Raw genomic sequence first — 15820 nt, forward strand, 5'->3', positions numbered from 1 at the left:
CAGCATTGATGTCAACGTTTTTGACTGAAATAAATCACATCCCTTTTAAGCTTTTCGGAGGAGCTGCAAAATATATCGAATAATGATGATAAATAGAGTAGATATATATAAAATAAAGGTGATAAGGGAAGGAAATTGCCAAAAGGATTATAAACCCTTTGGGAATTCCACTATTGAGAAAAAGGTCAACACAGGATTTTGAAAAAAATGGTCAACATAGGCTTTATAAAAATGGGCAACCTGGGAATGAGCCAGGTTATTAATCTGATCCAGGATGAAATTGCAGCACGAGAAGGAATCACTGTAAGAGTATTTGGTACCGGTGCTAAAATGGCTCCTGCCGATGCTGCAGACACTGAAAGCTTCAAGCAGTGGAATGCTGACTTCGTGGTAATTATCAGCCCGAACGCAGCAGCTCCAGGACCTACCGCAGCCCGTGAAATCTGGAAAGATGTACCCTGCATCATAGTTTCAGACGGCCCTACGAAAAAAGAAGCTCGTGAGGCTTTTGAGCAGGAAGGTTTCGGATACATTATCCTGCCGGTAGATCCCCTTATCGGAGCAAAGAGGGAGTTCCTTGACTCTGTCGAGATGGCATCCTTTAACGCCGACGCTATGAAAGTGCTTTCCATCTGTGGTGTTGTAAGACTTATCCAGGAAGAACTTGACAAAGTGACAGAACAGGTCGCATCCGGAAAGTCAGGAAAGGACCTGGAACTCCCGCACATTTTCGCTAAACCCGAGAAATGTGTCGAACATGCAGGCTTTGCAAACCCCTATGCAAAGTCAAAAGCTCTTGCTGCCCTTCACATGGCTGAAAAGGTTGCTCAGGTCAACTTCCCTGCTTGCTTCATGTTGAAGGAAATCGAGCAGGTATGCCTTACAGCCGCAGCCGGACATGAGATTATGGGAGCTGCAGCACAGCTCGCAAACCAGGCAAGAGAAATAGAGAAATCCAATGACACCGTCTCCAGGATGCCCCATGCAAAGAACGGAGCCGTGTTGAAAAAAGTCAGGTTATATGAAAAGCCAGAGTAATTCTGGAAAAAATATCATTTGTGAAATAACCTGTTATTATTTCTGAAATAAACCTGTTATTAAAACTGGAGGGACTGAAAAGATGTCCCTCTCAATTAAAAGAGATAGGGACAAAGTCCTCCAGCAAAAATACAATTAGTTTGTTGCTTCTTTAGAAGACTTTCTGGTAGTCTTCAATTTTGTATAGATTTTACGCTGTCATTTTTTTGCATCTTCAACTTCTTCCAGCACGGATGCGTATTCCGAAAAGACAGATGAAAGGTCAATTGTAGCCAGAAGGTCAACAATCCCTATAGCCGCAACAATTTTACCATCCCTGGAATGAAGAGGAGCAACTACGACATGTTTACCGCGATACACGCCCTCTGAAGGAGCTTCATGGATAACTTTGTCGGCTTTTAATACTTTTTCAAGTACAGGACCTGTATAGTCCCTGTCAATAACTTTTCCCTTTTCCAGTCTAAGGCCTTTTCTTTTCAGGCTTCTGATGGTTGTAGGGAGCCCGGTTAACGAATGTATTGCAATTGCTATTGACTCAAGTTCTTCAGGACCTGAATCTTCTGAGATACATAGGGAAATAATGTTTTCACCCCCAAAGATATTTGGCAACCAGTACAGGCAAAAAACAGGAATTTCATAACTGAAAAATGAACTCCATTTTTTTTGCCATATTTAGATTATATTTCCAAAGAATATATAATCACTTCTCATTTTCAAGGGCTTTTATCAGCGCCTGTTTATGCAATTCTCCTGATTCATGAATACCTCCAAGGTCACCCCTTGCCGCCCTACAGGGATAGTGCTGGATTAAGAGGCCGGCTTTCGGAGGAGCATCCTTTACAGGCACCCCGACAATTTCCTTTGCCATATGCCACGTACTCCCGCAGGGAGCTCCTTTTAAAACCTTAACTTCAGCGATTTTCCCGTTTTCAGTCCTGACTTCCAGAACAGGAGACCCGAAAATCTCAGCAAAGGGCTTATTGTATAAGTTGGGCTCGAGGGTACAGCAAATTTCGTCTACTTCTATATCCATTCCGGAAATTTCTGAAATCTTTTTAAGTTCAGGGACTGATGCCCTGGAAGGTCCTCCAGGAACAATTAAAGATCGAACCCCGGCTTCTGCGGCAAGCTTTGCAATTGCCTGAGTAAGGTCAGGATGAAGGGAATAACTAATCACGATCTCGGCAGAAAAGACATTCCTGTCGAAATTGAGGTTTTCCAGGAATTCGTCAGGCTCCTCAATGAATACAGGCACGAACTCAGGCAGATCGGCAGTTACAACCGAGAAATCACTGTGTTCCTTTATGGTTTCAATAAGGCGGTGCCCGTACTTGCCCCTTGTGATAACTCCTATTATGGTCATTACTAAGCTATTTTTAATGTTTACATAAATAGATACTCATTTTATCCGGAACACTGTCCTGTTAGTTGCCACTGGCTCCTGCAGGCTATAAATACAGATAACGCGTTTCAATAAAACCTGTTAAAACCTGTTAAGAAAAGATAAAAAGGCGGTCTTTATGAGAGGCAAACTGATCACACTCGAGGGTATTGATGGTTCAGGCAAAAGTACAGTTGCAAAAAAAATTCAGGAAAACCCTGAGATTCAGGTATTTGACCCGGTATTTACCAGGGAGCCGACCAGAGGTACACTTACAGGAACTGCCGTAGAAAATGCTATCCAGTCTGAAACTGACCAGCTTGCTGAGCTGTTTCTTTTTACAGCGGACCATGCGGAACATCTGGCAAAGCTTGTAAAGCCTGCACTTGCAAATGGAAAAAACGTAATTTCTGACCGCTATTCAGATAGCCGCTATGCTTATCAGGGAGTTACCCTTAAAAGCAGGTTTGAAAATCCTCTTGAGTGGGTCAGGAGCCTGCACTCAGGATGGACAGTTGTCCCGGATCTTACTTTTCTTTTCGATATAGAACCTGAAATCGCAGTTGAAAGGTGTGGAAAACGAGGAGAACAGACCAAATTTGAGAAAATAGAGTTTTTACAAAATGTCCGAGAAAATTTTCTTATCCTTGCCGCAGAAGATCCGGGTCGTTTCGTGGTAATAGATGCCTCTCGCCCCCAGGAAGAAGTAGAGAAAAAAGTAATTAAAAAGGTTCTTGAGTTTATTCAACGTATTTCTTGAGTTTATTCAACGCATTTTTTTGAGTTTATTCAACGTATTTTTTTGAGTTTATTCAACGTATTGAGTTAGATATTACGGGAAATGAGAAACAGATACGGGAAAAGTAGATTTAATGAAATGTAAAAATAAAAAAGAGGAAGAAAAATCAAGATCAAAGCCCGTTATCATCCGCAAATTTGATCAGGGCTTCACCAAGCATCCGGACATGAGAGGGGTTAAGATTAAATCGAGATTTTTTCATGCCCCCGCGCTCTTTTGCTAACTCTACATATTCCTTTTCGAAACGTTCGCTATGCGCGAGAGAGATGGTCATGTACCAGCCTCCTCCCATCTTGATCTCCACGTAGCCGTCTCCACTGCTTACTCCTTCGCTCTCATCTACCTGTTCTTCAACACTTTCCTCAGTTACTTTTCTTTTTGCCATACTGTAACCTCATAAATTCTTTGTATTTATGATAAAAATTTGAGAATCCAGATAAATCTATTAAATGGGTTATACCTGTAGGGCTATATAAGATGCTCAATACCTTATATACCGGAGGCATAAAGCTGAGTTAAAGATCTTCTGTATATTTACGAATCAGCACCTTATTTTTTAAGTCCCAGGGTCATTACTTCCGGAGAGACCTCACCGGAGTGTATTGCAGTTGCCACCAGAGCGCCCTTTATGCCAAGACTGTCAAGAGCAAAAAGATCTTTCATACCCCTGACACCCCCTGCAAGCAGGACGTCATGTGCTGAGCTCTCAGCCAGTTTGCGCAGGAACTCAGGGTCAAATCCTGAAGCTGTGCCTACCCTGTCGAGATCGAGAAAAATCAGGTCTTTTAGTGGAAGCCTGTTAAGGATTTTTACGATTTCAAATGGGTCTTCAGGGATCTTGGGATCCTGCTTCAGAAGCTTCCCATGTTTTATATCAATGCTGACACTGATACGTCCCGGATTTCTGGAGATTGAATCCTTAATTACCTCAAGAGTGCCGGTCTCCGTGCCTATAACTGCGGTTCCTGCAATAGAAAGTGCTCTGTCAACGTCTTTTGAAGAAGATACACCAGAATCAAGCATGGTATCCGCTTTAAAACTTACCTCCCGGATAATTTCCGCATTCATATCAAGAGGACCTTTTCCCTGAAGAACATTAAGGTCGGCGATGTAAACCTCTTTTGGACGTAAAATTTCAAGTATCTCCAGGGGGTCTGAGGTCCTGCATACAGCGCTTGAATCCGAGACCGGCCGGTAATTTTCCCTTATTCCGCCTTTTGCGAGAACCACGTTACGGTTAAATATGTCCATTACAAAGACTAGTCGGAACATACTTATTTGATAGTTGCATCATCCTATAAAAAAATATAAAATAAACGTTATTGTATATATTAAAGAATATACTGTGTAAAAGATTTAACTCCATGTTTGCTAGAGGCTTTCTATGAAACTGCTTGTAAGTCCAATTAATAGTGAGGAGGCGATTATCGCTTCTATAGGTGGCGCGGACATTGTAGATGTCAAAAACCCTAAAGAAGGTTCTCTTGGAGCCAATTTCCCCTGGGTAATCAGAGAAGTTAAAGCGGTTGTGAACGGCAGGCAGCCAATAAGCGCGACAATTGGCGATTTTAACTACAAACCCGGAACTGCTGCCCTTGCAGCTCTTGGAGCAGCAGTCGCAGGAGCAGATTACATAAAAGTAGGACTTTACGATATTCAGACCGAATCGCAGGCTCTTGAGCTGCTCACGAAAATTACACGGGCTGTAAAAGATTACAACCCATTAAAAAAGGTTGTTGCCTCAGGATATTCGGATTACAAACGCATAAATTCTATTTCTCCTCTTTTACTTCCTGCAGTTGCCGCAGAAGCCGGAGTAGATGTGGTTATGGTGGATACAGGCGTTAAAGACGGAAAATCTACCTTTGAATTCATGGATGAAAAAGAACTGAAAGAGTTTACAGATCTTGCTCACAGCTACGGGCTTGAGAATGCAATTGCAGGCTCTCTGAAATTCGAGGACATTCCTTTGCTTGAAAGGATAGGCCCGGATATAATTGGTGTTAGAGGAATGGTCTGCGGTGGAGACCGGAGCACTTCAATAAGGCAGGAACTCGTGGAAAAGCTGGTGGCTGAGTGCCAGGCCTGAAAAATAGTGTGAATCTGCAGTAATAAAAAATATTTAAAAACTGTGCTGGCATGTCTTTAAGGCAGGCCAGCCAAAAAATAATTATATGGTATATACTTTTTTAATCTGATGTTTATTTTCGGTCATATAGGTATAACCCTGGGAATCTTCTATTTGCTGAGCCGTCTATTTCCGAAAAAGAATATTCCCGTAGACTTTAAATGGATAGCTTTTGGAGCACTCCTTCCGGACTTTATTGACAAACCCCTTGGCAGGATAGTCCTTGCTGAGACCATAGGAAGCGGGAGAATATTTGCCCATACCCTTATTTTTGCGATCCTGCTGGGGCTGGGGGCATACTGCATCTTTTACCATAAAGGCTGGACTGCCCCCCTGATCATTGCAGGCGCTTCATTCTGTCATGTACTTGAGGATCAGATGTGGAACTCTCCCAGAGCTTTTCTCTGGCCGTTTCTCGGATGGGAATTTCCAAGAGACACGTTTTCCGGAGGTTTTATTGAATACTTAATTGGAATCCTTAATCGCTCATACGACCCGGCTTATTCAGGTGTGTTTATTCCGGAAATAATAGGTATAGGAATAATTCTCCTGTTTGCAGGCAACCATATAAGGTCAAAAATGAAAGAAAACCACAGAACAGCTTCCTGACCGAAAAAACACTTTTTTTGACCCAAACGCCTTTTTCAGTTAAATCTAATTGGTTCTTTTTCAGTTAAATGTAATTAGTGCTCACACCACACCTTCTGATGTCCAGTCAGAGGAATAAAAAAGATAAAAAGAAAATAAAAAGTACTCTAATTTTCCGTATAAACCTTTTCGCAGGAGCTTCAGATAATTTTGACTTGCTGGTTTTACCTTCCTTTTGTAGCTTCTTTTATCTGGAAATTTCTCTCAGGTAAGCCTATAAAAGAACCAGCAATAGTTTATATACACAGGTTGAGTTTGTGATTCAATACTGTCAGTTCTCTTGAGCTTAGATAATTCTGCAACTCACAAATTAGTCCTCTTTGTTTTAGCTCATCTCCAGATAAAATCAGTCCTCTTGAGGAAGCGAAGCGACCGAAAAGGACCGCGTACTCCCGAGGCGCAATTCGGGGAGTGAAAAGGACCGCGTACTCCCGAGGCGCAATTCGGGCGAGAAAAAAGCAAATTCAGGGAGTATGCTTGTAAATTTTTATGTCAAGGGAATCGTATATCTTGTACAGAGGTCTGTCTTTTTGAGTTTCAGGGTCTCTTTCAACTGAAGAAGATTCCATTTCGGGTTTTCCTGAGATTTCCAGACCTATAGCCTCCGAAAACGATGTCACTATAAGGTAAAAAGGTTCGTTTGCAGTGGTACTCTCCAGAGGCATTAAATTTTCAGAGAGGCTCACAGGTGCTGGCCCGGAATTGTCGGAAGCTCCGGAAAAGGCATCAAACTGCGCTATGTTGTCAGAAGATTTTTCTGAAAATGCATAATTTTCTTTTTCGCTGAAAGATACAAAATACGGATATTCTGATTTTGTTTCTACCAGCCACTGCACTCCTTCCACCTCATTCTGCGGGATGACCTCCGAGAATCCACCGGCATATGGGGAACTGAAACAGCTGAAAAACCCTAAAGTCCATACGAATCCCAGTACAAGAATTGCAGCTCCAAGGCCTATTGGATATCCCTTCCTGAGAAGGACGATATATACAGAGTACCCAAGCAAAGGAATCTGGGCAAATATAATGAAACTCAGGTTTGCAAACCTATCAGGAGGATAGGGTATGAAGGGATTCAGGAGAAAGCAGAGTTCCAGGAAGAAAGAGGCTATATACAGGAGTAAAAAGCGAGGATACCTGCGGACAAAGTGCTGACAAAAACGTTTACGGTTCTGCCATACGATTATTGTATTAATAATAACAAAAATTAAGGGGATGTAATACTTCCCATAGTAAAGATTGAAAAGGTGTATAAACTTAAAGACCCCGGGTTCCATGCTTGGAATTGTAGCAAAACCTGCAGCTACAAGGGTCTCAAAACGCCAGACAATATCCGGAAGGAAAACATCAAAAACCCCTGATGCGTACCTTGCATAGATAAGGAGACTGCCTGAAGTAAACGACAGGAATAGAAATAGAGGAACTATTTTTCCTGAAGAGCTGGAGAGAGGGTCTCGAGCAAGATTTTTAAAGCTAATAATTTTTTTGAGGAGACCTGACTGCATGGCTTTACCTGCAAAAGTGAGCAGCAAAGCGAAACACAGCAGATAAGTAAAAATAAAGGGATGAGCTAGCGGAAGCAAAGGTATCATAAAGAGTAAACAGACAACCATTGCCAACCTGTTTTTATGGGATATCGCATTCCAGAGTAAAAGGAGATAGAGAGGAACCAGGCAAAAAATAAGGTAATACGAAACCGTTGATACCTGAAAATGCCCGAAATATGGAATAATCGAAGAAATAAAGGTTACTGAAACCAGTTTTTCCCGGCTCATAAAACCACGATAGAACAGAAACATACCGGTAATAAATGCGATAGAAAAGACTACCGGTAAAAAGTGAGATAATGCCTGTGCCCTCATGCCTGAAATAAGGCCCAGAGTTGAGACCAGGAGAGGCCCTGTAGGGGAAAGATCTGAATAGGTTGACGGGCACGAAGCTCCTGAAATTCCAGTGCTTATTGCCAGTCCCGGATATAAAAATTCGTCTCCTCTGCCTACTGAAGCGTAACCGAGCATGTAAGGGATTATCATTACGGTAATATGAACAAGCATCAGTGTGAAAACCGCACTGATCTTTCTGTACGCAAGAAGCACAAAGCATCCGGAGAAGTAACAGAAAAGCAAAATCATATAAAAACGGAAGGGAAGCTGTTCATAGATATTGACAATATATCCTTCAGGCTGGATTTCTCTGAGAATGAAGAGACTGTAAACAAGTAATAACAGAGAAATCGAGGTTAGCAGGTTCAATATTTTGTTGTTGAGTTTAGACAATGTGTCCCCCATCCTTCCGGAAAGTTACAGAGTCCAGTTCCCATACTTAAATTTAAAGCCAGCGCCTGTGTAACTCCCGTGGAGGCTATTTCACAGACAGTTTGATCTAAGGGAACTTCAGTTCTCAAATTTCCTTCTATCTAAGAGTTTCCTTAACATTCTTCTCCTTTTTCTTTTCCGTGTATGCAATTGCTTAATAAATAATTAATTGTTGTGCCCGGTGTGTAGTTTGATACAGTATTCTCAAGTTAATTAATGTTCGCATAAATAAAAATACTTGAGAATTAAAGGCTTTAGAGGTCTTATAGAGAGATAAAAGACACTTAAGTAATTTTCAGAACTTTTAAAAAATATTGATATATAAATAATAGATTACTCAAAAAAAAAGGATTTCAAGTTCCTTTTCCACAGAATGTAGAAATGAAAAAATTGAAGCCTGAAAAAAGAAATAGAGTTTATACAGAAAGAAATTGATCTAAAATTGAATTTTAAGGAGCTTAAGTCCTGTTTTATAATGAACTCCAGCTCCAGGGTTCATCCTGCAATCATCCTGCGATCAATTTTTATTATGCTGAAAACTCAGCTATATCCAGAAACCCGGATATTTCTGGAGTCAGAGATATCCTGTGTCCAGGGATTTCATAAACCTGAATTTTACATCAAAAGCATCAGAAATCATTTTAAACACATGATACTCCCGGATAATCTCTAAGAGATATCTTTTCAACATCATCCAATTTACTCAGGATATGCCGGATTCTCTGTTCAACAAGCCTCCCTTTTATACACCAGTAAAAGGGCCTTTTATTTCCAAGAGATGGGAATCTGGCACAGGAAATATCCAGTGGATGGAAATAGAATATGGTATGCCCTCTTTTAAGGCTCTGCATAAGCCCGTCCAGTATAAAAGATGAGCCCAGGAACCGAAGCATCGGGCCGCCTGATGCTGGAAACTTCAATCCATGCTGACAGTAAGCCCATGGGAACTCGAGAAAGTTTCTGTCAATCCCTGCTTCAAGTTCCGTTTCCTCAGGGTAATAAGGGTAAGATGAAACTGTTCTCAGAGCTGAATCAGTTTTATTGTAAAAAGAATTTACCGAAACAGAAGAGTCATATTTAAAACCCATCTTTTCAAGGGAATCAATCATCCAACCGCTTACAAGGGCATTTGGTGCCCTATAACCTATTAGCTTTTCTCCACTGATTTTTTCAAGCATTTTCTTTGCAGTCAGAGTCCTTTGTTCAAATTCCTCCACACTCATTAATTGTTTTTTTGTCTCAGGATCAATCTTGCAAGCATGGCTAAGCCCGTGACAGGCAAGCTCGTGCCCTCTATCTGCAATTGACTCTACCAATCCCGGATAATGTTCTATAGTGTCTGCAACAACAAAAAAAGTAGCATTTACATTGAATTCGTCAAGAGTGTCCAGTACCCTTTTTGTAGGCTCACTCAAGTAATCATACCTGCCGTGCCAGCTCCTAAAGAATTCGTCTACATTCCTGTAAACCGAAAAAGGTGAGCTGCAGACGGAAGGAATATGATACCAATCTTCAAGATCAACCGTAACTGAAAGACTACCTTTCATGAAATCCCTCAATACGAGCTATAATGCGTGTATCGTGAAACAAAAATGGAAGTTTTAATAAGAATGGGAATAGGCAACTATGCATTTCCCCATTGGCTTAGAAAGCCTCCCCACTTAAAGGAACACATAGAGAGTATAAAAGATTTTTTGAAATATCAGAGCAAATATGAAGACAAAGTGAGACTAGATTAAATAAAGTATACCGTAACAATGAAAACAGGAAAAATAAATTTAAAAGAGGAGATAACTATAAATATGAGATGACTTCAATAAATAGACATATTCTTCTTATTTTAAGACATAAAGTAATTAAGTTTAAATTTATTAGCCTATCTACAGGGCCCCTTAAATTTTAAAAATCCATAAGTGACATTTAAACGGAAATTGTGCTTAACTTATCGAGGGATATATTTTTTAAAACATAGAAGGCTTTGAGAGTATATCCAGGAATAAATAAAGTAATTTATGTTTGAGTTGAGAGAAAATATATAACTGTATTAATCCTGATTTTATTTATGGGCTCACATTTTTAAGGATACTTCAGGAAAAATACCCACTTTTTTAATGAGAATATTATACATAAAAAATAAATTATCTGGCTATTGAAGCTGTTTTACCAACATAGACTTCATATTTATACAGCATATAGAATAATATTATAAGTAGATAGGAGAAGCAACCATTAAAGAGAAAAATGGAAAGTTTATCATAAATATAAGACAGATGCAGGAAAAAAGAAGGGGGACTTTAAATATTATTTATGAATCCGCACCTTCCTATCCGCAAGAATATTAGAACTAATATTGGAGCTAGGAAATAGAGAGAAGTACAGTATAAAAGAAGAAATAACAAAGAAGAAATAACAAAGAAGAAATAACGAATAATTTCTGTTCAAATATTACTTTTGCAAACCGGAATAGAGCTCACAACACCCCTGAAATTAAGCAAGCCTCAGATAAATAATATATAAACTGTTCTGCTTTTAGGATCTGCCGGGTAAAATCGGGGTATTTTTGCAACTTTCTCTCTAAAAAACTCTTTTTTCCGTATGATGAGGCGTACAGGGATAATAAAATGTCTCCAATACTATATAAAAAATTTAAAAAAAATAACAAAAATATTTTATAATAGGATCGCATAACCATCAAAGTCAACTCAGAACTATATAAGTAAACAAAAATTTCGTAGATGGGTTGACCGGGCTAAAAGTGAAGGTAAAAAAGAACAGGAAATATTGACTTTAAGAAGATATCCTGAAATCAAGGCTTTAAAAAAATGAAAAGCCAGAACTTCCAGTGCCCGACCACCTCCAGTGACTGATCCCTATAATGTGATTGGAGAGTGAAACTCTGTGTGCAACGTGTCCGCCCCACATAAATCGCAGAGGACCAATTGGATAGATTCAAAAATATTACGCAAACGTGATTAGAATTTTTGAATTACCGTATAGACCCGACATAATTAGATGTTAAAAACAGAATAGGTCTAATTAGATAGTTCGGAAAAACGTTACGAGTACGTAATATGGAATTTTGAGAAATATCTGGGAAAAGTATGCGATAATCCTGGATTTTTGAGTTTACTCAAATTTTAAATCCAATCCAGAGGCGATACGATGCTAAAAAAGAATTTAGATACCCTAATCCTGACGGCATTTCTTATTTTAACAACCGTATCAACTGCTGGAGAAATACAAAACGATTCTATAGTTTTTTGAGTTTACCCAAATTCGAATCCGGCCCAAAGGTGATACGATGCCTGAAATTAAGAAGGAAACCCTATTCCTGACAGCATGTTCTCGTCTAACGTTCGTATGTGCTTTGGGGAAATATACTGAAACCCAATAAAACTTTTTGAATCCACTCAAATTCCAATCCCAACCCAAAGGTGATACGATGCTAAAAAGACAGATAGGAACCCTATTCCTAATAACGTGCCTTATTTTAACAGCCGTACCCGCTGCGTTAGGCGCACAGAATACAGTAACTGTAAATCCTGCATCTGGCTCAGATGCCCAGACTGCAATTAATAACGCAATAAACTCCGTAGCAGCAGGAGCAACATCAAGCAACCCGGGAGTGGTTATTCTCGGTGCTGGCACTTATAAGATAAGTGCACCTATAATTTTGAAATCCAATGTAGTACTGAAAGGTGCGGGCGACAATACAATAATCTTTGCTACCGGCTCAGTCTGTAACTCAGATGGATCACCTGCCTACATATACGGATCAGGTGTTTCTAACGTAGAAGTATCTCATCTTCAGTTCCAGAGTACAGCAACAGGACCTAAAGATGGAGGGCACGGAGACTACCGGAACTGCATAAAATTGACGTCTGTAACCAATGCTAAGGTACATGATATCTTACTGACTCGTTATCTATATGGTGACGGTGTCAGAATCAGTAAGAGTTCTGGAATAGAAGTATATAACTGCAGGATGCAGTCTTCAGGACACGATGGAGTGTCATTTTTATCCGGCACTAAAGATTCCAGAATGTACAACTGTTATGTTGAGGTTCAGACCAACACAGGTGTCAGGGTAGACAACTGTGCAAATATAGAGGTAGATCACAACACCTTCACAGGTAGCGCCGGGTCCGGATGGTGCTGTGTTGAGCTGGAAAACAAACTGACAAATGTGGATGTCCATCACAACATTATGCATGATTACAAAGGATCAAGCAGCAGCGCAGGCATTGGTAACTGGCACGCAAGCGGGTCGATTAGCGTTCGTGATAATGTAATGTGGAACGTGTCACCTTACATCCAGGTGGGCTCAGGTTCAAACATATTAGGACCATCTGACCGCAGCGTTGAGAACTGGGTAGCCAAAGGATACGGCTATGGATCTCTTGGAAGTGCATCGAGCTCACAGAGTACAGAAACTGTAAGCCCGACATCCGAGGAAGATTCCAAGACGACTGCTAATGAAACTGCTGTAACAGAGACAGAAGAAACCGAACTTGCTACGGAAACAAAAGAAACTGAAGTTGCAACAGCTAATAACCAGACAGCAGAGAATGAAACTGCAATAACGAAAGCTGCTCCAGAACAGGTTACTGGAACTGATAACGAATCACTGACAGAAGAGAATATATCTGAGACAGGCACCCAGACAGGAGTTAATGAGCCTCCTGTAACAGAGGCTGATCCTGAACAGGTGGTTGAAACTGATAAGACATCATTGACAGAAGAGAATTCATCAGACATTATAGACAATCGCCTCAAGGAATCCACACCTGATACGGTTTATCAGGACAAAGAATATCTCGACATCGGAGGCAGACCTGGAATAGGAAAGTACAGAGACCTGCTTTTATTTAATCTTAGCGAATACAACGATGCAGAAAATATTAGCAACGCCACTCTGTCTCTCTACTGGTACTATCCCGATGGAATTGAAAGGCCAGAGGACACAATCGTAGAAGTATACAGACCAGCTGCAGCCTGGAACCCTGAAAATGTAACCTGGAACACCAGGGACAATGGGGTGCTCTGGACACAGCCCGGAGGAGACTGGTTTGACATGAATAACGTCTCTCAGGGAGATGCGCCATATGCCACAATAACTATTAAGGGCAGTGATATACCGGATAACAGGTACTACGAGCTGAACGTAACAGACCTCGTAAAAGAGTATGTCAGCGGCGAATACGAAAACACAGGGTTCCTTATAAAAACTCGTGCTGAGAATGCAGACTATGTAGCATTCTACAGCAGTGAAATTGATGATGAAAACCAGCGCCCAATGCTGGCCATAGAAGAAAAAATATAATCTGGCACCCTTAATTGAAAGAGACAACTTGAAAAATCCGGTGTTTGTGAGATTATAAAAATCTCCTTACCGGATATTTCAGTTTCTCCTCTCTGCTTTTTATAGAAAACTCCAGAACAAATACAGGACCATTTTGAGTATATTAGCTTATTTTAGAATGGAGAAATAGTTTAACAGTGAATATTTTCAAAAGTGCCCGTATATTACTGTTTCAATCCTGAACCTGCAGCCATAAATAAAATTATTTCCAGATAGAATTCTGTCGACAAAAAGATTCGGAACCGTGCGGCTGTCCACACTATATTGCTCCGGAACAAACAGAACAATTTTACTCACACAAGCTATTTGTATACTGCGGCAATCAATGATTATTATCATTATTTAATAGCCTGCATATATTTAAGAAAAAAACAGAAATGTGGAATTAATCACTTTGGATTGTTATAAAGATTAAGCCTCTGAGATCATTGACAACTTCACGCTTCTTGAAGACCTCCATAACAGTTCTGTTCTTGCATTAATAAACTTTTTTCGAGATTGGAGGGTTATATCTCAGGACACAGGGATGAAAAATGAGTGGGAAAGATCTGGCAAATATATGGAAAAACAGGAAAAAAATGGGAGTTTGCATTACAGTCTTTATACTTCTGGTTGTGACGACTACAACAGCCCTTTCCATAACGCTACCGGAAGAAACTGTTTACGTGGCTGGAGATGGGAGAGGTGACTATAACTGTAACGGAACTGACGACCAGATAGAGATCAATGAAGCCCTCGCATACGTAGCAGAAAACCCTGAGTTTACAACAGTCCACTTGAAAGGTCCAAACACATACGTTATCTCGGACAGCATTTTGATAGGAAGCAATGTAACCTTTCAGGGGGATTCTACAGCTGTAATAAAACTCAAAGACAGAGCAGATTGGCCGTCCTTGAAGCCTCTCATTACCCAGAGAGATTTTTCGGAACAGAATATTACCATAAGAGGTTTCGAAATTGACGGGAATCATGATGGGAATGAGGAAAAAAATAAAGGTGAAGGATATTATAACCTGATCTATCTCAATAACACAACAAATATTCAGGTTCATGACATGTATATGCACGACGGTCATGGAGATGGATTGAAAGTTGAAAATAGTTCCAATATCCAGTTCTACAATAATAAGGTATATAAGCTCGGGCATGAAGGTCTCTATGGGATCCAGTCTCAATATCTGAAAGCCTGGAATAATACAATAACCTGCAGAACCAACAGCGGGCTTAGAGTATGGGATTCAAATCATGTAAAATTCCATGATAATGTTATTGATTCCTTCTATCACTGGAGTGCAGGAGGACCCGGGATTCAAATTCAAAAATCTTCAGCCGTTATGGACGATATAGAAGTCTATAATAATACTATCTACAACACTTATGGACCCGGAATCTGGCTGGTAGGTTACGACAATTCATATTCAACAGAAGAAGCTCAGAATGTCCAAATTCACCATAATATATTTTATAGTACAGGCACGAACCCGAACATTGACTGGGTAGGAGGTATTGTAACCAGCGGGTTTTACAATACCCTGATAGAGAATAACGTGTTTGACGGGACATATCATACTGCCATTGCCCTGATGCACCCTACGGGATATTCTACGGATCTCTCACCAAAAGATACTGGATATACAACCATTGTGCGCAATAATATCATAGTGGACACACTTGAACGTAAGAACGACCCGGAAGGTACAGGGTATGGTGTAATTAATTATCTGCCTGAAACCCACAGCTTTATACTGGAAAATAACTGCTTTTACAATAATACGGCAGGAAACTATAAAAATGCAAATTCGACAGGTGATATATATGAGAACCCCCGATTTGCAAATCAGAAGGAAAATGATTACCATCTCAGATCAATAGGCGGCAGATGGAATGGAAAAACATGGGTAAAAGATTTCCAGACATCACCCTGCATTGACGCTGGATATCCGTCCTCTGATTGCTCCAATGAGCCTGATGACAATGGGGGCAGGATCAATATAGGGAGATATGGAAACACCGAAGAAGCATCAAAGTCAGGGGTGATGCCCGGATATGTTGCATGGTGGAATGAGATACTTTCACCAGAATGGAGGATACTAAGGACACTCCTGAGGATATTCCTTTTATTCTGCTTTAAAATCCAGATATAATTTAT

Annotated in this window: 13 protein-coding genes; 6 read left to right on the top strand and 7 right to left on the bottom strand. The window is 40.3% G+C overall.

What is annotated here, in order from left to right:
* Positions 1-207: 207 nt before the first annotated feature.
* Positions 208-1038, top strand: a complete 831-nt coding sequence (locus tag M886_RS02890) for a F420-dependent methylenetetrahydromethanopterin dehydrogenase (protein WP_015411578.1) — start codon at positions 208-210, stop codon at positions 1036-1038.
* A gap of 198 nt (positions 1039-1236) precedes the next feature.
* Here the strand turns inward: M886_RS02890 and M886_RS02895 are convergent, their stop codons facing one another.
* Both M886_RS02895 and M886_RS02900 read right to left on the bottom strand, forming a co-directional pair.
* On the bottom strand, positions 1237-1647 hold the full coding sequence (locus tag M886_RS02895) for a DUF2111 domain-containing protein (protein WP_048039624.1): 411 nt from the start codon (positions 1645-1647) through the stop codon (positions 1237-1239).
* 91 nt (positions 1648-1738) lie between these two features.
* Positions 1739-2401: a DUF166 domain-containing protein gene (locus M886_RS02900; RefSeq protein ID WP_048050624.1), complete on the bottom strand. Its 663-nt coding sequence runs from the start codon at positions 2399-2401 to the stop codon at positions 1739-1741.
* Between the two features lie 157 nt (positions 2402-2558).
* Here M886_RS02900 and tmk point away from each other — a divergent pair, with 157 nt between their 5' ends.
* Complete coding sequence (gene tmk, locus M886_RS02905; RefSeq protein ID WP_011033060.1) at positions 2559-3179, top strand: dTMP kinase; 621 nt, start codon at positions 2559-2561, stop codon at positions 3177-3179.
* A 151-nt stretch (positions 3180-3330) separates the two neighbouring features.
* Here tmk and M886_RS02910 read toward each other — a convergent pair whose 3' ends face one another.
* A complete protein-coding gene (locus tag M886_RS02910) occupies positions 3331-3603 on the bottom strand; it encodes a hypothetical protein (RefSeq protein ID WP_011033061.1) in 273 nt (90 codons plus the stop codon).
* Positions 3604-3767: 164 nt separating this feature from the next.
* Positions 3768-4490, bottom strand: a complete 723-nt coding sequence (locus tag M886_RS02915; protein WP_011033062.1) for a HisA/HisF-related TIM barrel protein — start codon at positions 4488-4490, stop codon at positions 3768-3770.
* Between the two features lie 112 nt (positions 4491-4602).
* Between M886_RS02915 and M886_RS02920 the strand changes: the two genes are divergently transcribed.
* Both M886_RS02920 and M886_RS02925 read left to right on the top strand, forming a co-directional pair.
* Positions 4603-5307: a (5-formylfuran-3-yl)methyl phosphate synthase gene (locus M886_RS02920; RefSeq protein WP_011033063.1), complete on the top strand. Its 705-nt coding sequence runs from the start codon at positions 4603-4605 to the stop codon at positions 5305-5307.
* Between the two features lie 108 nt (positions 5308-5415).
* Positions 5416-5955, top strand: coding sequence for a metal-dependent hydrolase (locus M886_RS02925; protein ID WP_048036617.1), 540 nt, complete (start codon positions 5416-5418; stop codon positions 5953-5955).
* A gap of 503 nt (positions 5956-6458) precedes the next feature.
* On the opposite strand, the gene M886_RS02930 is transcribed toward M886_RS02925, so the two are convergent.
* Both M886_RS02930 and M886_RS02940 read right to left on the bottom strand, forming a co-directional pair.
* Positions 6459-8270, bottom strand: coding sequence for a hypothetical protein (locus tag M886_RS02930; protein WP_048050625.1), 1812 nt, complete (start codon positions 8268-8270; stop codon positions 6459-6461).
* 680 nt (positions 8271-8950) lie between these two features.
* Positions 8951-9856 carry a polysaccharide deacetylase family protein gene (locus M886_RS02940; protein ID WP_048050627.1) on the bottom strand — a complete coding sequence of 302 codons (906 nt, stop codon included), beginning with the start codon at positions 9854-9856 and terminating at the stop codon, positions 8951-8953.
* Between the two features lie 1895 nt (positions 9857-11751).
* On the opposite strand from M886_RS02940, the gene M886_RS02945 reads away from it, so the two are divergent.
* Positions 11752-13632: a disaggregatase related repeat-containing protein gene (locus M886_RS02945; protein ID WP_015411588.1), complete on the top strand. Its 1881-nt coding sequence runs from the start codon at positions 11752-11754 to the stop codon at positions 13630-13632.
* Positions 13633-13818: 186 nt separating this feature from the next.
* On the opposite strand, the gene M886_RS18545 is transcribed toward M886_RS02945, so the two are convergent.
* Positions 13819-13968, bottom strand: a complete 150-nt coding sequence (locus M886_RS18545) for a hypothetical protein (protein WP_155395167.1) — start codon at positions 13966-13968, stop codon at positions 13819-13821.
* A gap of 236 nt (positions 13969-14204) precedes the next feature.
* Here M886_RS18545 and M886_RS02950 point away from each other — a divergent pair, with 236 nt between their 5' ends.
* The gene (locus tag M886_RS02950; protein WP_011033068.1) at positions 14205-15815 is read left to right on the top strand and encodes a right-handed parallel beta-helix repeat-containing protein; all 1611 of its coding nucleotides are present in this window, start codon (positions 14205-14207) and stop codon (positions 15813-15815) included.
* Positions 15816-15820 lie beyond the last annotated feature (5 nt).

The organism is Methanosarcina soligelidi, from assembly GCF_000744315.1.
Taxonomy (GTDB): domain Archaea; phylum Halobacteriota; class Methanosarcinia; order Methanosarcinales; family Methanosarcinaceae; genus Methanosarcina; species Methanosarcina mazei.